This window comes from Streptomyces sp. NPDC054047 (assembly GCF_055585065.1).
The window spans coordinates 1-22,386 of record NZ_JBVJKV010000011.1 but is presented as its reverse complement, the minus strand read 5'-3'; the positions used below and the strand labels follow the sequence as shown (position 1 = coordinate 22,386).

25 protein-coding genes are annotated in these 22,386 nt (G+C 71.6%); 5 read left to right on the top strand and 20 right to left on the bottom strand.

All coding sequences use genetic code 11. The annotated features are described in order from the left end of the window. Nucleotides 1–103 precede the first annotated feature (103 nt). Nucleotides 104–406 (bottom strand): hypothetical protein, encoded by a 303-nt coding sequence (locus tag ACZ6ZP_RS32450; protein ID WP_351172075.1) that lies wholly within the window; start codon nucleotides 404–406, stop codon nucleotides 104–106. Beyond that, nucleotides 403–1,386, bottom strand: coding sequence for a polysaccharide deacetylase family protein (locus ACZ6ZP_RS32445; RefSeq protein WP_468613823.1), 984 nt, complete (start codon nucleotides 1,384–1,386; stop codon nucleotides 403–405). Before ACZ6ZP_RS32445 ends, ACZ6ZP_RS32450 begins: the two co-directional genes overlap by 4 nt. A 91-nt stretch (nucleotides 1,387–1,477) precedes the next feature. Between ACZ6ZP_RS32445 and ACZ6ZP_RS32440 the strand changes: the two genes are divergently transcribed. Beyond that, on the top strand, nucleotides 1,478–2,701 hold the full coding sequence (locus ACZ6ZP_RS32440) for a class I SAM-dependent methyltransferase (protein WP_469409365.1): 1,224 nt from the start codon (nucleotides 1,478–1,480) through the stop codon (nucleotides 2,699–2,701). A 4-nt stretch (nucleotides 2,702–2,705) separates the two neighbouring features. Here the strand turns inward: ACZ6ZP_RS32440 and ACZ6ZP_RS32435 are convergent, their stop codons facing one another. The 6 genes from ACZ6ZP_RS32435 to tsaB form a co-directional block, all read right to left on the bottom strand. Beyond that, a complete protein-coding gene (locus tag ACZ6ZP_RS32435) occupies nucleotides 2,706–3,992 on the bottom strand; it encodes an RNA polymerase sigma factor (protein ID WP_366463631.1) in 1,287 nt (428 codons plus the stop codon). A gap of 56 nt (nucleotides 3,993–4,048) precedes the next feature. Beyond that, nucleotides 4,049–4,405 (bottom strand): YciI family protein, encoded by a 357-nt coding sequence (locus ACZ6ZP_RS32430; protein ID WP_351172063.1) that lies wholly within the window; start codon nucleotides 4,403–4,405, stop codon nucleotides 4,049–4,051. A gap of 166 nt (nucleotides 4,406–4,571) precedes the next feature. Continuing rightward, the gene (locus ACZ6ZP_RS32425; RefSeq protein ID WP_399984441.1) at nucleotides 4,572–4,829 is read right to left on the bottom strand and encodes a hypothetical protein; all 258 of its coding nucleotides are present in this window, start codon (nucleotides 4,827–4,829) and stop codon (nucleotides 4,572–4,574) included. Further along, complete coding sequence (tsaD, locus tag ACZ6ZP_RS32420; protein ID WP_469409363.1) at nucleotides 4,826–5,938, bottom strand: tRNA (adenosine(37)-N6)-threonylcarbamoyltransferase complex transferase subunit TsaD; 1,113 nt, start codon at nucleotides 5,936–5,938, stop codon at nucleotides 4,826–4,828. Before tsaD ends, ACZ6ZP_RS32425 begins: the two co-directional genes overlap by 4 nt. Further along, nucleotides 5,931–6,404: a ribosomal protein S18-alanine N-acetyltransferase gene (gene rimI, locus ACZ6ZP_RS32415; RefSeq protein WP_351172213.1), complete on the bottom strand. Its 474-nt coding sequence runs from the start codon at nucleotides 6,402–6,404 to the stop codon at nucleotides 5,931–5,933. The genes tsaD and rimI overlap by 8 nt, the downstream gene beginning before the upstream one ends. Nucleotides 6,405–6,433: 29 nt before the next feature. Beyond that, nucleotides 6,434–7,090 carry a tRNA (adenosine(37)-N6)-threonylcarbamoyltransferase complex dimerization subunit type 1 TsaB gene (tsaB, locus tag ACZ6ZP_RS32410; protein WP_351172054.1) on the bottom strand — a complete coding sequence of 219 codons (657 nt, stop codon included), beginning with the start codon at nucleotides 7,088–7,090 and terminating at the stop codon, nucleotides 6,434–6,436. 108 nt (nucleotides 7,091–7,198) lie between these two features. On the opposite strand from tsaB, the gene ACZ6ZP_RS32405 reads away from it, so the two are divergent. Further along, nucleotides 7,199–7,750 (top strand): hypothetical protein, encoded by a 552-nt coding sequence (locus ACZ6ZP_RS32405; protein ID WP_351172051.1) that lies wholly within the window; start codon nucleotides 7,199–7,201, stop codon nucleotides 7,748–7,750. A gap of 285 nt (nucleotides 7,751–8,035) precedes the next feature. Here the strand turns inward: ACZ6ZP_RS32405 and tsaE are convergent, their stop codons facing one another. The 5 genes from tsaE to ACZ6ZP_RS32380 all read right to left on the bottom strand — a co-directional run bounded on the left by tsaE (nucleotide 8,036) and on the right by ACZ6ZP_RS32380 (nucleotide 13,629). Beyond that, the gene (gene tsaE / locus ACZ6ZP_RS32400; RefSeq protein ID WP_351172048.1) at nucleotides 8,036–8,548 is read right to left on the bottom strand and encodes a tRNA (adenosine(37)-N6)-threonylcarbamoyltransferase complex ATPase subunit type 1 TsaE; all 513 of its coding nucleotides are present in this window, start codon (nucleotides 8,546–8,548) and stop codon (nucleotides 8,036–8,038) included. An 11-nt stretch (nucleotides 8,549–8,559) separates the two neighbouring features. Next, nucleotides 8,560–9,780, bottom strand: a complete 1,221-nt coding sequence (locus ACZ6ZP_RS32395) for an alpha/beta fold hydrolase (protein ID WP_469409360.1) — start codon at nucleotides 9,778–9,780, stop codon at nucleotides 8,560–8,562. Between the two features lie 52 nt (nucleotides 9,781–9,832). Continuing rightward, complete coding sequence (alr, locus tag ACZ6ZP_RS32390) at nucleotides 9,833–10,972, bottom strand: alanine racemase (RefSeq protein WP_351172045.1); 1,140 nt, start codon at nucleotides 10,970–10,972, stop codon at nucleotides 9,833–9,835. A gap of 734 nt (nucleotides 10,973–11,706) precedes the next feature. Continuing rightward, nucleotides 11,707–13,188, bottom strand: coding sequence for an NAD(P)H-hydrate dehydratase (locus ACZ6ZP_RS32385; RefSeq protein ID WP_469409359.1), 1,482 nt, complete (start codon nucleotides 13,186–13,188; stop codon nucleotides 11,707–11,709). A gap of 72 nt (nucleotides 13,189–13,260) precedes the next feature. Then, nucleotides 13,261–13,629: a holo-ACP synthase gene (locus tag ACZ6ZP_RS32380; RefSeq protein WP_351172039.1), complete on the bottom strand. Its 369-nt coding sequence runs from the start codon at nucleotides 13,627–13,629 to the stop codon at nucleotides 13,261–13,263. A 100-nt stretch (nucleotides 13,630–13,729) separates the two neighbouring features. Here ACZ6ZP_RS32380 and coaA point away from each other — a divergent pair, with 100 nt between their 5' ends. Both coaA and ACZ6ZP_RS32370 read left to right on the top strand, forming a co-directional pair. Further along, the gene (gene coaA, locus ACZ6ZP_RS32375) at nucleotides 13,730–14,728 is read left to right on the top strand and encodes a type I pantothenate kinase (protein WP_351172036.1); all 999 of its coding nucleotides are present in this window, start codon (nucleotides 13,730–13,732) and stop codon (nucleotides 14,726–14,728) included. A 36-nt stretch (nucleotides 14,729–14,764) separates the two neighbouring features. Beyond that, nucleotides 14,765–15,712, top strand: a complete 948-nt coding sequence (locus ACZ6ZP_RS32370) for a DUF389 domain-containing protein (RefSeq protein WP_351172033.1) — start codon at nucleotides 14,765–14,767, stop codon at nucleotides 15,710–15,712. On the opposite strand, the gene glmM is transcribed toward ACZ6ZP_RS32370, so the two are convergent. The 4 genes from glmM to ACZ6ZP_RS32350 form a co-directional block, all read right to left on the bottom strand. Continuing rightward, nucleotides 15,709–17,067: a phosphoglucosamine mutase gene (glmM, locus tag ACZ6ZP_RS32365; protein ID WP_351172030.1), complete on the bottom strand. Its 1,359-nt coding sequence runs from the start codon at nucleotides 17,065–17,067 to the stop codon at nucleotides 15,709–15,711. The genes ACZ6ZP_RS32370 and glmM overlap by 4 nt on opposite strands. A gap of 141 nt (nucleotides 17,068–17,208) precedes the next feature. Further along, nucleotides 17,209–17,730 carry a 30S ribosomal protein S9 gene (gene rpsI, locus ACZ6ZP_RS32360; protein ID WP_249588321.1) on the bottom strand — a complete coding sequence of 174 codons (522 nt, stop codon included), beginning with the start codon at nucleotides 17,728–17,730 and terminating at the stop codon, nucleotides 17,209–17,211. A gap of 42 nt (nucleotides 17,731–17,772) precedes the next feature. Next, on the bottom strand, nucleotides 17,773–18,216 hold the full coding sequence (rplM, locus tag ACZ6ZP_RS32355) for a 50S ribosomal protein L13 (RefSeq protein WP_351172026.1): 444 nt from the start codon (nucleotides 18,214–18,216) through the stop codon (nucleotides 17,773–17,775). Between the two features lie 219 nt (nucleotides 18,217–18,435). Beyond that, complete coding sequence (locus tag ACZ6ZP_RS32350) at nucleotides 18,436–19,647, bottom strand: glycosyltransferase family 87 protein (RefSeq protein WP_469409356.1); 1,212 nt, start codon at nucleotides 19,645–19,647, stop codon at nucleotides 18,436–18,438. Between the two features lie 74 nt (nucleotides 19,648–19,721). Between ACZ6ZP_RS32350 and ACZ6ZP_RS32345 the strand changes: the two genes are divergently transcribed. Beyond that, nucleotides 19,722–20,570, top strand: coding sequence for a hypothetical protein (locus ACZ6ZP_RS32345; protein WP_351172023.1), 849 nt, complete (start codon nucleotides 19,722–19,724; stop codon nucleotides 20,568–20,570). Nucleotides 20,571–20,585: 15 nt separating this feature from the next. Here ACZ6ZP_RS32345 and truA read toward each other — a convergent pair whose 3' ends face one another. The 3 genes from truA to ACZ6ZP_RS32330 all read right to left on the bottom strand — a co-directional run. After that, the gene (gene truA, locus ACZ6ZP_RS32340; RefSeq protein WP_351172020.1) at nucleotides 20,586–21,440 is read right to left on the bottom strand and encodes a tRNA pseudouridine(38-40) synthase TruA; all 855 of its coding nucleotides are present in this window, start codon (nucleotides 21,438–21,440) and stop codon (nucleotides 20,586–20,588) included. An 81-nt stretch (nucleotides 21,441–21,521) separates the two neighbouring features. Continuing rightward, the gene (gene rplQ / locus ACZ6ZP_RS32335; RefSeq protein ID WP_351172017.1) at nucleotides 21,522–22,019 is read right to left on the bottom strand and encodes a 50S ribosomal protein L17; all 498 of its coding nucleotides are present in this window, start codon (nucleotides 22,017–22,019) and stop codon (nucleotides 21,522–21,524) included. Nucleotides 22,020–22,156: 137 nt separating this feature from the next. Beyond that, nucleotides 22,157–22,386 (bottom strand): DNA-directed RNA polymerase subunit alpha C-terminal domain-containing protein (locus tag ACZ6ZP_RS32330; RefSeq protein WP_351172014.1); only part of this gene is annotated, 230 nt, incomplete at its 5' end.

Sequence of the window (22,386 nt, the reverse complement as noted above, 5' to 3'; positions counted from 1 at the left end):
CTGCCCGTCGCTGTTGGCACTCTCCAGTGGTGAGTGCCAACGCCGAGACTAGGACGCCGATTAGCACTCGGTCAAGCGGACTGCTAATTCGCTGACGCGGGTCTTATCCGGACGGGGTGCGTTTCAGGGGTACGGGGGTGGCCCCACGCCCCTCGGGGCAACGCTCCGGGGCAGCGGGCGGTTCCGTCTCCGTGGCCAGGCGCCGCCCGGATTTCTGCGGTCCCGCGGGCGGCGCACAGGCGGACGGTGACGCCTGCTTCGGCCTGGGAACCTTCTCCGCCGCCTTCCTGCCGAGCCGCTCGATCGGGTCCACCGACTGCGCGCACCCCGTGAGCAGCGCGGGCGCGAGCACGGCCGCCGCGAGGGCCGCGGCGACGTGGTGGTGCGCCCGCGCCCGCCCGGTCACAGGTAGTCCTCCAGCCTGGCCACCGCGTACCCCTTGTCGGTGACCGTCTTCATGACCTTGCGGACCATGTCGGGCATCGTGCCCTTCCAGTCCTCGCGCCCCCGGAAGTGCGTGAGGATGATGTCGCCGGGGTGCAGGTCCCGGTCCCACTCGCGCCAGTCCATGCGGTTGGGGAAGGCCTCGGACGCCCACAGCGGGACCGCCTTGATGCCGCAGGACTTGGCGGCGCGCAGCGTGTCCACGTTGTAGTTGCCGTACGGCGGGCGGAAGAGCTCGGGCCGCTTGCCGTAGCGCTTCTGGATGGTGTCCTGCATGCCGCAGATCTCGCGGCGCTGGCCCGCGTACGAAAGCCCCGGCATGTAGCGGTGGTTGAGGGTGTGGTTGTTCAGCGAGACACCGCGGGACTGCATCTTCTTGAAGTAGCCGTAGTCCTCCTTGACCAGGTAGTCGCTGAGGAACGCGGTGTACGGGATCTTCAGTTCGCTCATCATCTTCAGCAGCGCCGGGTCCTTCTCGGCGCCGTCGTCGATGGTCAGGAAGACGATCTTCTTCTTGGTCGGGATGGTCGTGAAGACGGGCGGCAGGCCCGCCTGCCCCTTGACCTCGAACCCCTTGCGGGTGGTGATCAACGGCTTCTTCGCCGGGGCGGCCGGTGCGGCCAGCGGGGTCTTCGCCAGTCCCCAGCGCTTCGCGGCGGCGGCGCGGGCGACCTGGGCGACGCGGAGCTTCTGGGCGTAGGAGTCGAGGGCGCGGGCGGGCGGCGCGTCCAGGCGCTGCTGGCCGGGGGCGGGGTTGGCGCCGCCGTCGGCGCCCGACGCACAGCCGGAGGCGATCGCGGCGGCGGTCAGCACGGCGGCCCCGACCCGCACCCGGCCCCGTACACGACCCGACATGCGGCCCCTCGCCCGGACCCGCTCCGGACCCCACCCCCGGCCCTTCCGTCTTGCACTGAATTTGTCGTTTTGTCGTACTAGTTGCATGGCGCCGGATCTTTGCAGCTCACAGGCGTGCCACAGGGGCGACACCGCCGCCGGGCGCGCACCATCCACCGACTGGCCCACAATGGGCCGGGTGAACGACCTCGACGCCGCCCTGACCTCCTTCGCCGCGCTGCTCACCGCCGAGGGCCGGTCCCTGCTCGATCTCGACGAGGTGCGGGAGGCCGATCCGGCCCGGGAGCTGGCCGTCGCCACCCGCCTGCGCCGCGAGCACCCGGCGGAGCTGGTCACGGCCGTGCTCGCACAGGCGCGGCTGCGCCGGCGGGCGGTGGCGAAGTTCGGGGCCGAGGACGCGGGGCGGATGTTCTTCACGCCCAACGGCGTCGAGCAGGCGACCCGTACGAGCGTGGCCGCGCACCGAGCCGAGAGCTTCGAGTCCCTCGGCGTCCGGAGCGTGGCCGATCTCTGCTGCGGCATCGGCGGCGACGCGATCGCCCTCGCGCGGGCCGGGATCGCCGTCCTCGCCGTCGACCGCGACCCGCTGACCTGCGCGGTGGCGCGCGCGAACGCGGACGCCCTGGGACTCGCCGAGTTGATCGAAGTCCGCGAGGCCGATGTCACCGAGGTCGACACGACCTCGTACGACGCGGTCTTCGTGGACCCGGCGCGGCGCGGCGGACGGGGCCGCATCTTCGACCCCGAGGCCTACTCCCCGCCCCTCTCCTGGGCCGTCCAGGCCGCCCGCAAGGCCCCGCACGCGGCCCTGAAGATCGCTCCCGGCATTCCGCACGAGGCGGTGCCCGCCGAGGCCGCCGCGGAGTGGATCTCGGACGGCGGGGACGTGAAGGAGGCCGTGCTGTGGTTCGGCACGGACGCCCCCTCATCGCACCGCGCGACGCTGCTGCCCTCGGGCGCCTCCTTGTGGTCACCGCTCGACGCGATGCTGCCGGACCCGCAGGTGCGGGCGGTGGGGCGCTATCTGTACGAGCCGGACGGCGCCGTCATCCGTGCGCATCTGGTGGCGGAGGTGGCCGCGCGGGTGGAGGGCGGCCTGATCGACGAGACCATCGCGTACGTCACCTCCGACTCGCTACACGCGACGCCGTACGCGGTGGCGTACGAGATCACCGATCAACTGCCCTTCGGCGTCAAGAAGTTGAAGGCACTCCTCCGGGAGCGCGAGGTCGGAATCCTGACGGTGAAGAAGCGGGGCTCCGCGGTGGAACCGGAGGAGCTGCGCCGGAAGGTGAAGCCGCAGGGCAAGAACTCGGCGACGGTCTTCCTGACGCGGGTGGCGGGGGCGCCGGCCATGCTGATCGGACACCCGGTCACGGAGAGCGGCCCCTCCGGCGCTTGAGGAACTACCCGCACTCTCCGGCCCGCCCCAGCAGAAGCTCCCGCTCCCGCTCGTTGCGCGTGAGCCCCGCCGCACGCTCGAACTCCTCCCGCGCCTCCGCCGCCCGCCCCAGCCTCACCAGCAGGTCGCCCCGCACGCTCGGCAGCAAGTGGTAGTCCTTCAGGGCGGGTTCGTCCGCGAGCGCGTCCACCAGGCGCAGCGCATCCGCCGGGCCCGATGCCATCGACACCGCCACCGCGCGGTTCAGTTCGATCACGGGTGAGGGAGTGCGGGCCGCGAGGAGTTCGTACAGCACGGCGATCTGGGACCAGTCCGTGTCCTCGTACGAGGAGGCGTTCGCGTGGCAGGCGGCGATCGCGGCCTGCAGAGCGTACGGGCCCGCCGCGCCCGGCGCCGCCGAGTGCGCGCGGGCGAGCGCCGCGAAGCCACGCCGGATCAGCGGCAGGTTCCAGTGGCGGCGGTCCTGGTCCGCCAGGAGCACCGGCTCGCCCTTCGGTCCGGTGCGCGCCGCCGCGCGGGACGCCTGGAGCTCCAACAGCGCCGCCAGGCCGTGCACTTCGGGCTCGCGCGGCATCAGACCGGCAAGGACACGGGCGAGGCGGAGCGCGTCCTCGCACAGCGAAGGCCGCAGCCAGTCGTCGCCCGCCGTGGCCGCGTACCCCTCGTTGAAGATGAGGTAGATGACGTCGAGCACCGACCCGAGCCGGCCCTCGCGCTCGGCTCCGTACGGCACTTCGAAGGCCACGCCCTTGGCGGCGAGGGTGCGCTTCGCGCGCACGATGCGCTGGGCCACCGTCGTCTCGGGGACCAGCATCGCGCGGGCGATCTCCGGCGTCGTCAGGCCGCCGAGCAGCCGCAGCGTGAGCGCGATGCGGGCCTCGGCGGAGAGCACCGGGTGACAGGCGGTGAAGACCAGGCGCAGGAGATCGTCGTCGATGTCGTCGGGGTCGGCGGGTTCGGCGGGTTCGTCGACGTGCGGCGGGGCCGCCGCCAGGTCTCGGCCCATCTCCTGGAGCTTGCGCGCGTAGCGCTCCCTGCGGCGTACGAGGTCGATGGCGCGGCGCTTGGCGGTGGTCATCAGCCAGGCGCCCGGATTGTCGGGGACACCGGCCTGCGGCCACTGCTCGAGCGCGGCGACCAGCGCGTCCTGGGCCAGCTCCTCCGCTATGCCCACGTCGCGCACGATCCGCGCGACACCGGCGACGAGGCGCGGGGACTCGATCCGGAAGACGGTCTCGATGGCGCTGCGCGGAGCGTCCTGGCGGGGGTGCTCTGAAGAGTGGGCCGTCACGGCCACCCATCAGAGCACCCTGCGCGGGGCACCGCCAAGGTCCGGTACCGGCCGCGTCAGCCCTCGATGATCTCCCGGACCTCCGCCGTCACGGTCCAGTGCTCGTCGTGGGTCTTCAGGAAGCGGCTCGCCCACTCGACGGCCTCGGCCTTGTCCTTGCACTGCGTGATCGAGTAGCCGCCGACGACCTCCTTGGCCTCGGTGAACGGACCGTCCGTGACGGACACCTGCCCGCCCTTCCAGTGCACCTGGGTGGTCTGGGCGCTCGGCGTGAGGCCCGCGGTGTCGAGCATCACCCCGGCCTTGGTGATCTCTTCGAGCAGTGCGCCCATGCGCTCGCCCATCTCGGGGCTGGGTCCGCCCTCGGGAGAGTTCTTCTCGTCGACCCGGATCATCGTCAGGAAGCGCGGCATGATCATGTCTCCGTTCGGCTGTCGCGCGCCCTGCCGGTCACGCGACGGGCGGGGCTTTCCCCCGCCTCTCACCTCTGCGTCGAACGGCAGGCGTCCCGATCGACACCGTCTTGGAAATTTCCGGGACTTTCTTCCGGGGGCGGATTCGCGGGCGTGCGTCGCCGCGTCAGTCCAGGCCCGCCGACTCGAAGCGCCACCGGTGCACCGCCCGCGTCACCAGCTCCGGCGCGGGCTCAGGCAGCTCGGGCAGGTCGGCGTCGTACGCGGCGTCCCACCAGGTCAGGACGAGGACGCGGTCCTGAGGGGCGCGGAAGCTCTCGCGGCGGACCGGGGTGCCCTCCAGGGGCTGGGCGCGGGCCCACGCGAGCAGTTCCTCGCCCCGGCCCTCGACGGCGCGGGCCTCCCACATCAGCGCGACGGTCACGAGTACAGGTTCTCCTTGCTGACCTCGTGCACGTGGTCGTGGTCATGGCCGTGGTAGTGGCCCGGCACGTGCGGCTCCGTCACCGGCAGCGAGGAGTCGGCCGACAGGTCCCAGTCGGACGCCGAGCGATTGCGTGCCACCATCTCCGCGCCGAGCGCGGCCACCATCGCGCCGTTGTCCGTGCACAGCTTCGGCCGCGGCACCCGCAGCCGGATGCCGGCCGCCTCGCACCGCTCCTGCGCCAGCGCGCGCAGCCGCGTGTTGGCGGCCACGCCGCCGCCGATCATCAGGTGGTCCACGCCCTCGTCCTTGCAGGCCCGCACGGCCTTGCGGGTCAGCACGTCGACGACCGCCTCCTGGAAGGACGCCGCCACGTCACGGACGGGAACCTCCTCGCCCGCGGCCCGCTTGGCCTCGATCCAGCGCGCGACGGAGGTCTTCAGGCCGGAGAAGGAGAAGTCGTACGCGGCGTCGCGCGGCCCGGTGAGACCGCGCGGGAAGGCGATCGCCTTCGGGTCGCCCTCCTTCGCGTACCGGTCGATGACGGGACCGCCGGGGAAGCCCAGGTCGAGCACCCGCGCGATCTTGTCGAAGGCCTCGCCCGCCGCGTCGTCGATGGTCGCGCCCAGCGGGCGTACGTCCGAGGTGATGTCGGTGGAGAGCAGCAACGAGGAGTGGCCGCCGGAGACGAGCAGCGCCATCGTCGGCTCGGGCAGCGTGCCGTGCTCCAGCTGGTCGACGCAGATGTGCGAGGCCAGGTGGTTCACGCCGTAGAGCGGCTTGCCGAGCGCGTACGCGTACGCCTTGGCCGCCGAGACGCCCACGAGCAGCGCGCCCGCGAGACCGGGCCCCGCGGTCACCGCGATGCCGTCCAGGTCCTTCGCCGACACGCCCGCTTCCTTCAGGGCGCGGTCGATGGTCGGCACCATCGCCTCCAGGTGCGCCCGCGACGCGACCTCGGGCACGACACCGCCGAAGCGGGCGTGCTCGTCGACGCTGGAGGCGATGGCATCGGCGAGCAGCGTGGTGCCGCGGACGATGCCGACGCCGGTCTCGTCACAGGAGGTCTCGATGCCGAGAACGAGAGGTTGGTCGCGCGAGTCAGCCATGGGTGTCGGTTCCTTGTACGGATGTCGATGGATCGGTCAGACGCATCACCAGGGCGTCCACGTTGCCCGGCTGGTAGTAGCCGCGCCTGAAGCCGATGGGCTCGAAGCCGAAGCGCTCGTACAGCTTCTGCGCCCGGGTGTTGTCGACCCGCACCTCGAGCATGACCTCGCCGCACTCGAAGGCGGTGGCCGCGCACAGCAGATCGGTCAGGAGCCGGGAGCCGAGCCCCGTGCCCCAGTGGCTCGGGGCCACCGCGATGGTCTGCACGTCGGCCTGGTCACCGGCCGACGCGAGCCCCGCGTACCCCACGAGCCGGTCCCCGTCCGTCGCCACCACATAGCGGCGGGTGGCCAGCGGCCCGCGCGCGTGGGCGAGCTCGGACCAGAACATGCCGCGCGACCAGGCGTCGTCCGGGAAGAGCTCCTTCTCCAGGACGAAGACGGGTTCGATGTCCCACCAGCGCATCTCGCGCAGGACGACTGTCGTCACGGATGTCACTTGGGGGTGACCACCTTGTAGTTCTTGGGGACCTGCGCGTCGGGGCGGCGCAGGTACAGCGGCCTGGGGGCCAGCAGCTCCTCGCCGGCGGCGAGCCTCTCCGCCGCGAGGGACGCGAGCGAGGCCGCCGACACGTGCTCGGGGGCGCGGGCGTCCGGGAAGGTCTCGGGGTAGAGCACCGCGCCCGCGCCGACGGCGGGCAGGCCCGCCACCTCGTCCGCGATGTCGGCGGGGCGGTCCACGGCGGCCTCGGTGAGGCGGGTGCGCGGGTCCGCGTACCGCGCCCAGTAGACCTCCTTGCGGCGAGCGTCCGTGGCGACGACGAAGGGGCCGGTCTCGATGCCGGACTCGTACGCGAGGCCGTCGAGCGTGCACACCCCGTGCACCGGCACGCCGAGCGCGAGGCCGAAGGTGTCGGCGGTCATCAGGCCGACACGCAGACCGGTGTAGGGGCCGGGGCCCACGCCGACGACGATGCCGGTCACGGCGTCGAGTCTGAGCCCCGCGTCGGCGAGCACGCGGTCGACGGCGGGGAGCAGCAGCTCGCCGTGGCGGCGGGCGTCCACCTGGCTGGAGGCTGCGACGACGGACGAGCCGTCGTGCAGCGCGACGGTGACGGCGGGAGTGGCGGTATCCAGAGCGAGCAAGAGCACGCGAATAGCCTACGGCTCCGGCGCCCGGAGCACGGCCGACCGAGGATGCCGCACACCTGCTGCTAACGTCACCCCGTAGCCGTACGGAGTACGAAGAGGGTGGCGCAGTTGTCCAGGAGCAGCTCGGGATTCGTGGCCGGGCTCACCGCCGCCGCGCTCGCCGCGGTCGGCTTCCTCGCCTACCAGGCCTCGGCCAGCGCGCCGGACTCCCTGGGCAAGAAGCCGGACAAGTCCCCCACCGCCTCCGCCTCGCGCTCCCCCAAGGACAAGGCGAACCCGACGGCGGTCCCTGCGCAGTCCGGTGCGGGCGAGCGGGTCGTCTACTCGGTGGGCGACGACCGCGTGTGGCTGGTCGCGGGATCCGGCAAGGCACAGCGCACGTTCAAGGTCACGCCGAGCACGGTGGACCCGGTCCCCGGCACGTACGCCGTCACCTCGCGCTCGGGCACCGTCACCGGAACGGACGGCGTGGCGATCGAGCACGTCGTGCGCTTCGCGAACGTGGACGGCATCGCGATCGGCTTCAGCGCGGCGGTGGACGGCTCGACGCCGAAGCCGGACCCGTCGAAGAAGACCGGCGGCATCCGCGAGTCGCGCAAGGACGGCAACGCGATGTGGGAGTTCGCGACGATCAGCAAGAAGGTCGTCGTCGTTCCCTAGGGACGTCCCCCGCGGGCGCGGGATCGCGCGGCGGTGTCGAGACCGCGCTGGCGGCCGCGCAGGACGCCAACAGATCGCGCATGGAAATCCCCGATGGCCCCGACAGCCCGTGCGGCCGGGGCTGTGCGTCACGTTCTGAAGCCGACATGGATGCCTCCTGGGCTCCGGGGGCAGACGTGGTTAGGTAGACCTAACCAGTACCGGTATCCATGTGACCACGCCCGGAGCGCGCCGCGCAACATCTTGCCGACGGCTTGTCGGAAAGTTCGGGCGAAAAGACGAGGCTCAGGCCGACAGCAGCGTGAGGTCGGCCTCGGCCCACCGCGTTCCGACGCCGGTCAGCGCCACTTCGCGCACCTCGTCCGTGGTGTCGCCGACGGCACGGTCGATGACGACGTGCAGCCGGTCGTCGGAGAGCTCCTCGACCTTGCCGTCACCCCACTCCACGACGATCACCGATTCGGGCAGCGAGACGTCGAGGTCGAGGTCCTCCATCTCGTCGAGCCCGCCGCCCAGGCGGTACGCGTCCACGTGCACCAGGGGCGGGCCGTCGGAGAGGGACGGATGGACGCGGGCGATGACGAAGGTGGGGGACGTGACGGCGCCCCGGACGCCGAGGCCCTCGCCCAGGCCGCGGGTCAGTGTCGTCTTGCCCGCGCCGAGCTCGCCGGTCAGCATCACGAGGTCACCGGGGCGCAGCAGCTTGGCCAGGCGACGGCCCAGGTCGCCCATCTGCTCGGGGGAGGTGACGGTGATGCCCAGCGTGTTCACGGGGGCCGGGTTGTGCGGTGCTTCCATGCCCACCCACGTTAGCCGCTGGAGGTGCGTGCATCGGCCGCCGTGGGAACGGCGCCCACGCGGCCGAGGAGGTCCGCGAGGCGGTCCGTGACCACTTCGGGGTGCTCCAGCATGACCAGGTGCCCGGCGTCCGGGACGAGCACGAGCTCGGCGTCCGGGAGCAGATCGGCGATGGCCTCGCTGTGCTCGCTGGGCGTGACCAGGTCCTTGTCACCGGCCAGGACCAGCACCGGAAGCTCGGCGAAGTGCTTCAGCGCCTCCGTCTTGTCGTGCTCGGCGAACGCCGGGTAGAACTCCGCGACCACGTCGATGGGCGTCGACTCGATCATCCGCTCGGCGAACCGCGAGATCGCCGGGTCCACGTCCCTGGACGAGAACGAATAGCGTTTGATGATGCTGGCGAAGAGGTCCGCGGTGGCCCGCCGCCCCTTCTCCACCAGCTCGGCCTGCGAGCCGAGCGCCTTCAGGACACCCGGCAGCACGCGCCGCACGGCGTTCATCCCGGCGACCGGCAGACCGAAGTTGACGCTGCCGAGCCGCCCGGACGACGTACCGATCAGAGCGACGCCGACGACGCGCTCGCGGATCAGCTCGGGGAAGTGGTCGGCGAGGGCCATCGTCGTCATGCCGCCCATGGAGTGCCCGACCAGGACCAGCGGCCCCTCGGGCGCCGCCGCGTCGATGACGGCCTTCAGGTCACGCCCCAGCTGGTCGATGGAGACCGGCGTCCCGTCCGTGAGCTGCGCCGCGCCGCGCCCCGACCGGCCGTGGCTGCGCTGGTCCCAGTACACACAGCGCACGACACCGCGCAGGGCCGCCCGCTGGAAGTGCCAGGAGTCCTGGCTCAGGCAGTAGCCGTGGCTGAAGACGACGGTGACGGGAGCGGGGGCCTTGCGCCCGAAGAGCCTGCGCCGACGCGGTGCCTGCGCGCTGTCGGCCGAGGCCTTGTCGACCTCGTCGACCTCGTACGACAGCTCGGTGCCGTCGTCCGCGTACGCCTGGCCCGGCATGCCGCGCAGCGAGCCGTAGGGCCCGGACGCGTCGAGTGCGAGCCGCGCCTTCTTGCGCATGCCCCGGCCGACGGTCAGCCGCTCGATGGCGACACCGGCCGCGGCGCCCGCGGCGACGACACCAATCGCGGCACCGGCGAAGCCGGCCCTGCGCCAGTTCCCGGCCGCCTCGGCGACTTCCGTCACCGCTTGTGCGGCCGCCCCCGTGCTGGTCTCGCTCACGTGCCGCTCCTCCTCAGTCGCCTGGCCGCTCTCTCCGGTCGCCCGCTGCCGGTCACTCGTTCACATAGACGCGCGGAACGCGCGATCCGATGCGGGTGACGATCTCGTACGCGATGGTGCCCGCCGCCTGTGCCCAGTCCTCGGCGGTCGGCTCGCCCCGGTCGCCGGGGCCGAACAGGACGGCTTCGGAGCCCACCGCGGGCTCGTCACCACCGAGGTCGACCACGAACTGGTCCATCGCGATGCGCCCCGCGACCGTCCGCAACTTGCCGCCGACGAGCACGGGTCCGGTGCCGGACGCGTGCCGCGGGATCCCGTCCCCGTACCCCACCGGGACGAGCCCCAACGTCGTCTCACCGGGTGTGACGTAGTGATGCCCGTAACTCACGCCATGACCCCCCGGAGCGTGCTTCACGAGGGCGAGCGAGGCGCTGAGCCTCATGACGGGCCGCAGGCCGAACTCCTCCGGGGTGCCCACCTCGGGGCTGGGCGAGATGCCGTACATCGCGATCCCGGGACGTACGAGATCGAAGTGGGTCTCCGGGAGCGTGAGCGTGCCGGGCGAGTTGGCGATGTGCCGCACCTCGGGCCGGATGCCGCGCTCCTCGGCGGCGGCGACCATCTCGCGGAACAGCGCGAGTTGGGCGGCGATGGACGGATGCCCCGGCTCGTCAGCACACGCGAAGTGCGACCAGAGGCCGGTGACGCGCACCAGGCCCTCGGCCTCGGCCTGCATCGCCTGCGAGACGAGCTCGGGCCAGTCGGCGGGCATGCAGCCGTTGCGCCCCAGCCCGGTGTCGGCCTTCAGCTGGATGCGCGCGGTGCGGCCCGCGGCCCGCGCGGCGGCGGACACTTCGCGCAGCGCCCAGAGCCCGCTCACCGACATGTCGAGATCGGCCTCGACGCCCTCGCGCCAGGGCCCGCCCGGGGTCCACAGCCAGCACATCAGACGCCCCCGGATACCGGCGGCCCGCAGCGCGAGCGCCTCCTCGGGGGTCGCGGCGCCCACCCAGGTGGCGCCCGCCTCGACGGCGGCCCGGGCGCAGGGCACCATCCCATGGCCGTACGCGTCGGCCTTCACTACGGCCATGAAGGCGGCGCCTGGTGCGTGGGCGCGCAGAGTCCGCACGTTGGCCCGGAGGGCGGCCAGGTCGATCTCGGCGCGGGCACGCAAGGGTGCGGTCTCAGTCATAACGCCGACCAGTGTCTCAGAGCCCGCTGACACCCCGGCAGCCGCGCGCCTCAGGCCCCGGGCCTGCGCCCCCACGCATAGACCCGGTCGCCCTTGTGCGGCGTCTTCCACAGGGCACGCGCGTCATCGACCCACATGTTCACGCAGCCGCGTGAACCAGGGAGGGCTCCTCACCCGCAACGAACAAGCCTTTCCCGCCCACTCACCCGATTACCCCGGAGCAACGACCGATCGGCTGCAGTCGGCAGCGCGCGCGAGGGGACGGGCCGGTATGTCCGCCCGGAGCACGGCTCCCAACACTCCGGAACCGAAGCACCCAAGCGGCCACCCGACGATAGCGAGGACGGACATACCGGCACGGCCCCGCACCCCCAGCCGGACCGGGACCGCAGCACGCCCCCACGACCCGCAGGCGGCAGCGCGACGCAAGGGGACGTGGCGGTATGTCCGCCCGGAGCACGGCTCCCGGCACTCCCCCGCCGAAGCACCCAAGCGGCCACCGGCCGATAGCGAGGACGGACATACCGGCACGGCACCGCACCCACCCACAGACCGACCCCGCAGCACGCCCCCACGCCCCGCACACGGCAGCGCGACGCAAGGGGACGGGCCGGTATGTCCGCCCGGAGCACGGCTCCCAACACTCCCCCGCCGAAGCAACCAAGCGGCCACCCGACGATAGCGAGGACGGACATACCGGCACGGCCCCGCATCCCCAGCCGGACCGGCCCCGCCTAGCCCCGTACATCCCGCCAAGCCGCAGGAATCGCCTCCGCCACGTCCTGTGCCCCCACCGGCGCCCCATCCGCCGCATGCCGCCCGGCAAGGCCGTGCAGATACGCCCCCACCGCCCCCGCGTCCTCCGCATCGAGCCCCGCCGCCAGCAGCGCACCCGCCAGCCCCGAAAGGACGTCCCCGCTGCCCGCCGTGGCGAGCCAGGGCGTCCCGGTCGGGTTCACCCGCACCGCGGCACCACCAGAAGGCCCAGGCGCCGCGACCAGCGTCGTGGACCCCTTCAGAAGCACCGTCGCCCCATACCGCCCCGCCAACTCCCGCACAGCGTCCAGGCGTCCCCGCTCGACCTCCTCCCGCGCCACCCCCAACAGCGCGGCCGCCTCCCCCGCATGCGGCGTCAGCAACGTAGGCGCGCTCCGACCCCGCACCGCCCCCGCATCGGCCAGCCGCAACCCGTCAGCGTCGATCAGCACCGGCACATCCGCCCCGACCACGTCCGCCAGCCGCTCGGCATCGTCCCCGAGCCCGGGACCGGCCACCCAGGCCTGCACCCGCCCCGCCTTGGACGGCGGCCCCGCGGAGACGAGGGTCTCCGGGAAGCGGGCGATCACCGCATCCGCCGCATGCCCCACGTACCGCACCGCCCCGGCCCCGCCCCGCAACGCACCGGCGACGGCAAGCACCGCCGCCCCCGGGTAGCGGGCCGACCCGGCGACGATCCCCACGACACCCCGCCGGTATTTGTCGCTCTCCCCGGTGGGCATGGGCAGGAGCGAGGCCACATCGGCGTACTGAAGGGCCTCCACCTCACCACCAGCACCCCCACCAGCACCCCCACCGGCGCCCCCGCCAGCACCCCCACCCAGCTCAAGCCCGATGTCCACCAGCCGCACCACCCCCGCGTACTCCCGCCCGGGATCGATCAACAGCCCCGGCTTGTACGCCCCGAAGGTCACCGTCACATCGGCCCGCACCGCCTCGCCGACGACCACCCCGCTGTCCGCGTCGACCCCGCTCGGCAGATCGACGGCGACCACGGGCACACCCAACTCCCGTACAGAACCGACGAGTTGGGAAGCCGCGGCCCGCAGCCCACCCTTGCCCCCGATGCCCACGATCCCGTCGACGACAAGACCGGCCCCGCGGAGAACCCCCTCGGCCCCGTCGGGCGCGACCACCCGCCCCCCGGCCCTGCGCAACGCGCGGAGCCCACCCTCATGCACCCGTTCGGGCGAAAGCAGCACCGCGGAAACCCCCGCCCCGCGCCGCGCGAGCCGCGCCCCGGCGTACAGCGCGTCGCCCCCGTTGTCCCCGCTCCCCACGAGCAGCACGACCCGGGAGCCGTACACCTTGCCGAGCACCTCGGCACAGACCACCGCGAGCCCCGCCGCGGCCCGCTGCATCAGGGCACCTTCCGGCACCCGCGCCATCAACTCCCGCTCCGCGGCCCTGACCGTCTCCACCGAGTACGCAGTACGCATACCCCGAGTGTCACCCAGCACCGCACACAGCGCCTACCCCCAGCGATCAGCCGCGAGCACCGCACACAGCGCCTACCCCTCAGCGATCACCACAGCCGAAGCCACCCCCGCGTCATGGCTGAGCGAGACGTGCCACGACCGCACCCCCAGCTCGGCGGCCCGCGCGGCCACCGTCCCCTTCACCCGCAGCCGCGGCTGCCCGCTCCCCTCGACGAACACCTCCGCGTCCGTCCACCGCAGGCCCCCCGGCGCCCCCAGCGCCTTGGCCAGCGCCTCCTTGGCCGCGAACCGCGCCGCCAGCGAGGCGATCCCCCGCCGCTCCCCGCTCGGCAGCAGCAACTCCCGCTCCACGAAGAGCCGCCCTGCCATGCCCGCCGTACGCGCCAGCGCCGCCTCGAACCGCTCGATCTCGGCCACGTCGATTCCGACCCCAATAATCACGAGCAGCAGCCTACGAGGCCGGGCACCCTAACGGTTCAAGCCCCGCGGGGGGTGACGCACCCCACCCCCCGGCCCGTTCAAACAGCCGTAACAATGGACTGTGATCTCTTCGGTCTCCGAACCCCCGCCGACCGCGCGGAGCGCCCACCGGCACCGGCCGGAGGCGACTCCCTACGTCGACCTCACCCGCACCGAGTGGAGCGCACTGCGTGACAAGACGCCGCTTCCCCTGACCGCCGCGGAGCTGGAGAAGCTGCGCGGCCTCGGCGACGTCATCGACCTGGACGAGGTGCGGGACATCTACCTCCCGCTCTCCCGCCTCCTGAACCTCTACGTGGGCGCCACGGACGGCCTGCGCGGCGCGCTCAACACCTTCCTCGGCGAGAAGGGCTCCCAGTCGGGCACGCCCTTCGTCATAGGAGTCGCGGGCTCCGTGGCCGTCGGCAAGTCGACCGTCGCGCGCCTCCTGCAGGCCCTCCTCTCCCGCTGGCCCGAGCACCCCCGCGTCGAGCGCGTGACGACGGACGGCTTCCTCCTGCCCACCAAGGAGCTTCAGGCCCGCGGCCTGATGTCCCGCAAGGGCTTCCCGGAGTCGTACGACAGAAGGGCCCTGACCCGCTTCGTCGCGGACATCAAGGCGGGCAAGGACGAGGTGACGGCGCCCGTCTACTCCCACCTGATCTACGACATCGTGCCGGACCAGCGCCTGACGGTCCGCCGCCCCGACATCCTCATCGTCGAGGGCCTGAACGTCCTTCAGCCGGCCCTGCCCGGCAAGGACGGCCGCACCCGCGTGGGCCTCGCCGACTACTTCGACTTCAGCGTGTACGTGGACGCGCGCGCCGAGGACATCGAGCGCTGGTACCTGAACCGCTTCAAGAAGCTGCGCGACACGGCGTTCCAGGACCCGTCCTCGTACTTCCGCAAGTACACCCAGGTCTCGGAGGAAGAGGCCCTGGACTACGCCCGTACGACCTGGCGCACGATCAACAAGCCCAACCTCCTGGAGAACGTGGCCCCCACCCGCGGCCGGGCCGCCCTGGTCATCCGCAAGGGCGCCGACCACAAGGTGCGCAAGCTGAGCCTGCGCAAGCTCTGACCTCCAGGGTCCCCAAGGCCCGGCTACCCTGCGCCCATGCTGCATCTACGCCTGATCACCCCGGCGGACAAGACGGACGACGTGGTGCGCCTGATCGAGAAGACCATCGGCGCCACGCACCTCGCCGTCATGCCGGGAGCGGCCCGCGACCCCGAGGGTGACGTCGTGATGTGCGACGTCGCCCGGGAGGCGGGCGACACGCTGATCGGCGGCCTGCGCGCCCTGGGCATCGACAAGTCGGGCTCGATCGCGCTGGAGAACATCGACCTCTCGCTCTCCCGGCGCGCGGACGAGGCGGAGGACGACGCACCGGGCGAGGGCGCCGACGCGGTCCTGTGGGAACAGCTCTCCGACGTGACGCACGAGGAATCGACGCTGTCGATCACGTATGTGGCCTTCATCACGCTGGCCACGATGATCGCGGCCTGCGGCGTGGTGCTCGACAACGCGATCCTGATCGTCGGAGCGATGGCGGTGGGCCCGGAGTTCGGCCCCCTGGCGGGCTTCTGCACGGCCATCGTGCAGCGTGCGCCGCGCCTCGCGCTGCGCTCCCTGATCGCGGTCCTGGCGGGCTTCGCCATCGCCATGGCGGTGACGGTCGGCTTCAGCTTCTTCATGGACGCCGTCGGCCTGTTCACCGAGAAGCAGCTGGACCAGGAGCGCCCCAACACCGGCTTCGTGTACGCGCCCGACTGGTTCTCGTTCGTCGTGGCCGTCCTCGCGGGCGCGGCGGGCACGCTCTCGCTGACCTCGGCGAAGTCGGGTGCCCTGGTCGGCGTCGCGATCTCGGTGACCACGGTCCCCGCGGCCGCCAACGCGGCGGTGGCGCTCAGCTACGGGGACGCGCGCCAGACCCAGGGCTCCACCGAACAGCTCCTGCTCAACCTGCTGGGCATCGTCCTGGCGGGCACCCTCACGCTGCTGGCCCAGAAGTTCTTCTGGGCCAGGCAGCACGAGCGCACCGCCAAGTCACAACTGACCTAGCCCAGCGCGGACTTCACCACATCGGCGAGCCGCCCGGCCACGGACCGGGCCTGGTCGATGTCGGCGGCCTCGACCATGACGCGCACCAACGGCTCCGTGCCGGACGAACGCAGCAGCACCCGTCCCGTGGCGCCCAGTTCGCGCTCGGCCTCGGTGACGGCGGCCGACAGCTCGGCGGAGGTGGTGACCCGCGACTTGTCGACGTCGGGCACGTTGATCAGGACCTGCGGAAGCCGCTCCATGACCCCGGCGAGGTCGGCGAGGCTGCGCCCGGTCTCGGCGACGCGCGCCGCGAGCAGCAGACCCGTCAGCGTGCCGTCACCCGTGGTCGCGTGGTCGAGGATGATCACGTGCCCGGACTGCTCGCCGCCCAGCGCGTAGCCGTGCTGCTTCATCGACTCGAGCACATAGCGGTCGCCGACGGCGGTCTGCACCAGGGAGAGACCCTCGCGCTCCATGGCGATCTTGAAGCCGAGGTTCGACATGACCGTCGCGACGACGGTGCCCTCGCGCAGCGTGCCGTGCTCGCGCATGGCGAGCGCCAGGACGGCGAGGATCTGGTCCCCGTCGATCTCGGCACCCGTGTGGTCCACGGCCAGGCAGCGGTCCGCGTCGCCGTCGTGCGCGACACCGAAGTCGGCGCCGTGCTCGACGACGGCGGCCTTCAGGAGGCCCAGGTGCGTGGATCCGCAGCCGTCGTTGATGTTCAGGCCGTCCGGCTTGGCGCCGATCGTGATGATCTCGGCACCGGCGCGCGCGAACGCCTCGGGCGAGACGCGGGCGGCGGCTCCGTGCGCCTCGTCGAGGACGATCTTCAGTCCGTCGAGGCGGTTGGGCAGCACGCCCAGGAGATGCGCCACGTACTGGTCGAGGCCCTGGTCGTACGTCTGAACACGGCCGACGCCCGCGCCCGTGGGGCGCTGCCAGGGATTACCGGTGCGGTGCTCCTCGTACACGGACTCGATGCGGTCCTCCAGCTCGTCGGCCAGCTTGTGGCCGCCGCGCGCGAAGAACTTGATGCCGTTGTCCGGCATGGCGTTGTGGCTCGCGGAGAGCATCACGCCGAGGTCGGCGCCCAGCGCACCGGTGAGATGCGCCACCGCGGGGGTGGGCAGCACACCGACGAGCTGGACGTCCACGCCCGCGCTCGCGAGACCGGCGACCACCGCGGCCTCCAGGAACTCGCCCGACGCGCGGGGGTCCCTGCCGACCACCGCGACCGGCCGATGGCCCTCGAACGTGCCCACTTCGCCGAGCACATGAGCCGCTGCCACGGAGAGCCCGAGCGCGAGCTCGGCCGTCAGATCCGCGTTGGCGACACCGCGCACGCCGTCCGTGCCGAAGAGTCGTCCCACTGCTGTCCTCCTCCGGACTTCTACCCCGGGATCACCGGGGTCCCGACCCGGGATCACCAGGATCACCAGGTTTCCGATAAACGAACGCCCCGGCAGCACACAACGTGCCGCCGGGGCGAACGAAAAGTACAAGCAGGCAGATTAGCGCTTGCTGTACTGCGGAGCCTTGCGGGCCTTCTTGAGACCGGCCTTCTTGCGCTCGACCGCACGGTCGTCACGCTTGAGGTAACCGGCCTTCTTGAGGGCGGCGCGGTTGTTGTCGACGTCGGCCTCGTTCAGCGCACGGGCGACACCGAGACGGAGCGCACCGGCCTGACCGGAGACGCCGCCACCCGAGATGCGGGCGATGACGTCGTAGCGGTTGTCGAGCTCGAGCACCTTGAAGGGCTCGTTGACTTCCTGCTGGTGGACCTTGTTCGGGAAGTAGTCCTCGAGCGTGCGCCCGTTGACCTTCCACTTGCCGGTGCCCGGGACGATCCGGACGCGGGCGATGGCGTTCTTGCGACGGCCCAGGCCGGCGGCCGGCTGCGGGTCGCCGAAGCGCGCGGCGTTCGACTCCGAGGTGTACTCGCCCTCGACGGGCGCCTCGGACTCGGTGGTGTACTGCTCTACGTCAACAACCTCGGTCTCTTCGACCGGCTGCTCAACGGTGGTCTCGGCCACGATTCTCCTCAGAATTCTTTACGTCTTTGGGGGTGGCCGGAACTACTGCGCGACCTGGGTGATCTCGAACGGGACCGGCTGCTGAGCGCCGTGCGGGTGCTGGTCACCCGCGTAGATCTTCAGCTTCGAGAGCATCTGACGGCCCAGGGTGTTCTTGGGGATCATGCCCTTGATGGCCTTCTCGACGGCCTTCTCGGGGTTCTTCGCAAGAAGCTCGTCGTAGCGGACGGAACGCAGACCGCCCGGGTACCCGGAGTGGCGGTACGCCATCTTCTGGGTCTTCTTGTTGCCGGACAGGTGAACCTTGTCGGCGTTGATGATGATGACGAAGTCGCCCATGTCCATGTGGGGGGCGTAGATCGCCTTGTGCTTGCCCCGCAGGAGGTTGGCGGCAGTGGTCGCCAGACGGCCCAGGACGATGTCCTGAGCGTCGATGACGTGCCACTGGCGGGTCACATCGCCGGGCTTGGGGCTGTACGTACGCACTTCGTAGCCTTCGCTTCTTCAGTGGATGGGGTCCAGACACACGGCACCCCAGAAGCGATCTTGGCGATCATGCAGCTGGGGCTCACAATGCCGGGGACGCTGCCCGTATGCGAGCCACTGGTAACTGCTCCAGGGAACCTACGTAAGGCCCTTCGCGTGAGAACGACGAAGCCAATACGTATAACAATCCCCGAGAGTACCCGCAGCGCCCCGCACGGGTCAAAACGCGGACCTGGAGACCGGCACCGCCGACTCCACCGCCTCGGGCGGTTCTGCGCCATCCAGGGTAACCGCCCCGTGCCGCAGACAGGAGCGGGCGACCGTGAAGGCCAGCACACACAGGGTGACGCAGTCCCTGAAGGCCCGCCGGGTGCCGGGTTCCAGCCAAGGCCAGGTGAACCCGGGAATCTGCGGGACGAGCGCAAGCCAGAACCACTTCCCCCGGGCCACGGCCCCCGGCACGAGCGCCCCCGCGAGCAGCAGCGGCACGACGACGAGCAGATAGTGGTCGTACGACGGCCTGGAGACCAGGAACGCCGCCAGCATCAGCATCACGGCCGTCTCGACCACCCGCGGCTCCCTGGGCCCCCCGCCGTCCCGCCAGCGCCGCCACGCGCACCACACCCCCGCTGCCGCCGCCGCGAGGGCGAGCAGCGTCGCCGCCCCCTGCGGCACGCCGAGCCGCGGCAGGATCGCGGCGGGCGACGCCTCGTAGAGCCGTACGAAGCTGTCGTCGCCCCGCAGCAGGAACGGCAGCGTCCGCGTGAAGAACCCCGCCGGGTCCGGCATCACGAGCGCCGCCCCCACCGACACCACCGCCGGCACGAGCACCGCGCCCCCGAGCGCACGCCACCGCCGCGCGAAGACGAAGAGCAGCACCACGGGCGCGAGCAGCGGCTTCACGGCCACCGCGGCCCCGATCACGAGCCCCGCAGCCAGCCACTTCCCCCGGCACACCAGGAGCAGCGCGAGCGGCAGCGCGGCCGCCGACGCCACGGTCCAGTTGCCGAGCTTGATCAGGTGCCCGAACGGCGCGAACCCCAGGGCCAGCGCAAGCAGCCCGAGCACCGCGAACCGGCTGCGCCACGCCACCGCGTGGATCCGCAGCGCACACCCCCAGCCGAAGACCAGGCAGGCCGTGACCCCCGCCGGGACGAGGAACCGCACCGCGGCCTGCGGCAGCAGCGCCTGCGGCACCGCGGCGAGTACGGCTCCCGGCAGATAGAGGAAGTGCCGGTCGGCATAGGGCGAACGCCCATCGAGCCAGGCCTCCGCCGCCCGCACCACGATGGCGTTGTCCATCCCGCCGTCCGGGCCCCGCAGCCCCACCCGGACGACCGCGGCGAGCAGCACGGCCCCCAGCGCCGCCCAGGCGTGCCAGGTCACCGGCCGCAACAACCACCCACTAACAGCTGCTTTGCCCGTATTCATAGGGATCAGGCTAGGCCGGGCCCCTCCCCCGGCCCCCGCTCAACATCCCCAACTCCCCGTCTAAGATGCGGCGCATGAGCTTTGGGCAAGGGGGACCTCAGTGGGGTCCAGGGGATTCACAGACCCCTGACTGGGCGGCGCTCGCCGAGGCGTCCGAATCGCGCACCCGGCGCCGCAAATGGCTGATGATCGGCGGCGGCGCGCTCGCCACCGTCGTGGTCGCGGCCGCCGTCGCCGTCGCGGTCGTCTCCGCGAACAGCGACAACACCTCCGCGTCGAACAAACCGGCCAGCGAGCTGCCCTCGACCGCGGACATCCCCGGCGCGAGCACGAACCCGGGCCCGTCCTTCGAGGAGACGACGCCGCCGCCCCCGCCGGACCCCAAGGAGTTCATCTCCAGCGCCAAGAAGGACAAGGCGCCGCTCAGCGCCGACACGCTCTTCCCCGGCAAGTCGCTGACCTCGGGCGACCGCGTCTACAAGAAGGGCGCCACGAACGGCACGAAGAAGTGCGCGAGCGTCACGCAGGCCAAGCTCGGCGCGATCCTCACCAAGAACGACTGCACGCAGCTCTTCCGCGCCAGCTACGTGAAGGACAACATCGCCGTCACGGTCGGCGTCGCCGTCTTCGACACGGCGGCCCAGGCCGCCAAGGTCAACGAAGAGGCGAAGGAAGGCCTGGTCCTCTCGCTGTCCGGCAAGGGCGTGCCCGCCTTCTGCCGCACGGCGGTCTGCCGCGGCACCTACAACGCCTACGGCCGGTACGCCTACTTCACGACGTCCGGCTTCACCAGCGACAAGGACGTCACGACCAAGGAGCGCAAGGTCTACACGACCGGCGACGACCTCGCCCGCTTCGCCTTCGGCCAGATCAACCGGCGGGGCGAGGCCCAGGCCTCCGCCGCGGCCAACGCCCCCGAGTAGCCCGGCGGTCGGGGCTCAGCAGCACCCGGCGCCGGGCAACGTCCGCTTGTTGCGCGCCTCCTTGGCACGTGCGGCGAGCAACTCGTCGGCCGGGTAACCGACTTCCTCAAGGGTCAGTCCGTGCGGCCGTACGACATGCACGGCGGAGTCCCGCACCCCGGCGGCGAGCACCTTGGCCGGCCACTCCACGGGCCGGTGCCCGTCGCCCACGAACAGCATGGCCCCGACCAGGGACCGCACCATGTTGTGGCAGAAGGCGTCGGCCCGCACGGTCGCCTCGAGAATCCCGTCGTCCCGCCGCTCCCAGCGCAGTTCCTGGAGCGTACGGATGGTCGTGGCGCCCTCGCGCTTCTTGCAGTAGGCCGCGAAGTCGTGCTCACCGACGAGCTTCTCGGCGGCGGCGTTCATCGCGTCGAGGTCCAACTCCCAGTCGTGCCACAGCACATGACCGCGCAACAACGGGTCGACGCCGCCCGGGTGGTCGGTCACGCGATAGGCGTAACGCCGCCACACGGCCGCGAACCGCGCGTTGAACCCCGCCGGGGCCTCGGCCACCTTCCAGACCCGCACGTCGTGCGGCAGCCGCCCGGCGAGCCTGCGCAGCAGCTTGTCGCTGTGCTCGGCCCACACGCTCTCCGGCAGATCGACGTGGGCGACCTGCCCCCGCGCGTGCACTCCGCTGTCGGTCCGCCCCGCGACGGTCAGCTCGTACGTCTCCTGCGACCGCGTCACGGTCCGCAGCGCGTCCTCGATCTCGCCCTGGACGGTCCGCTGCCCCTGCCGCTGCTTGGCCCAGCCGGAGAAGTCCTTGCCGTCGTACGAAAGGTCGAGACGCACCCGCACGAACCCGGGCTCTACTTCATCACTCACAGAACAGATCCTCTCAGGAAGCCGACCACGCGAAAGCGGGCCCGCCCCGAAGGGCGGACCCGCTCACAGCAAGGCAGAGCCTCAGGCGTCCTTGGACTCCTCGGCAGCGTCCTCAGCCGGCTTCGCGTCCTCGACGGGCGCGTCGTCCTTCTTGAGGGCGTCTTCCTTGACGGCGCGCTTCGTGGCGGCCTCGGCCTCACCGGTGGCGGCCTGCGCCACGGTCAGGGCCTCGACAAGCTCGATGATCGCCATGGGCGCGTTGTCGCCACGACGGTTACCGATCTTGGTGATACGGGTGTAACCGCCGGGGCGGTTCTCGTAGCGCGGGCCGATCTCCGTGAAGAGCGTGTGCACGATGCTCTTGTCGGTGATCACCTGAAGCACCTGACGGCGGTTGTGAAGGTCACCCTTCTTCGCCTTGGTGACCAGACGCTCCGCGTAGGGACGCAGACGACGGGCCTTCGCCTCGGTGGTGGTGATGCGGCCGTACTCGAAGAGCTGCTTGGCGAGGTTCGCCAGAAGAAGCTTCTCGTGCGCGGCGCTGCCGCCCATACGGGCACCCTTGGTGGGCTTCGGCATGGTGTTTCTCCTTGTTGTCTGCCCCGGCCGTATCAGGTACCGGAGTCAGTGGCACGCGCCCCGACAAGGGGCGCGAGGAACTGCGCGAGCAACCGAACCGCACGCGCAGCCAAAATCAAACCGTCGGGCCCGAGCTCTTAGTACTGCTCGGTCTCGACGAACCCGGCGTCCGCGTCGTCGTCGGCGCCGAAGGCGTCGGCGGCGGCGGTCGGGTCGAAGCCGGGAGGCGAGTCCTTCAGCGCGAGACCCATGCCGTTCAGCTTCATCTTGACCTCGTCGATCGACTTCGCACCGAAGTTGCGGATGTCGAGCAGGTCCGCCTCGGAGCGGGCCACGAGCTCGCCCACGGAGTGGATGCCCTCGCGCT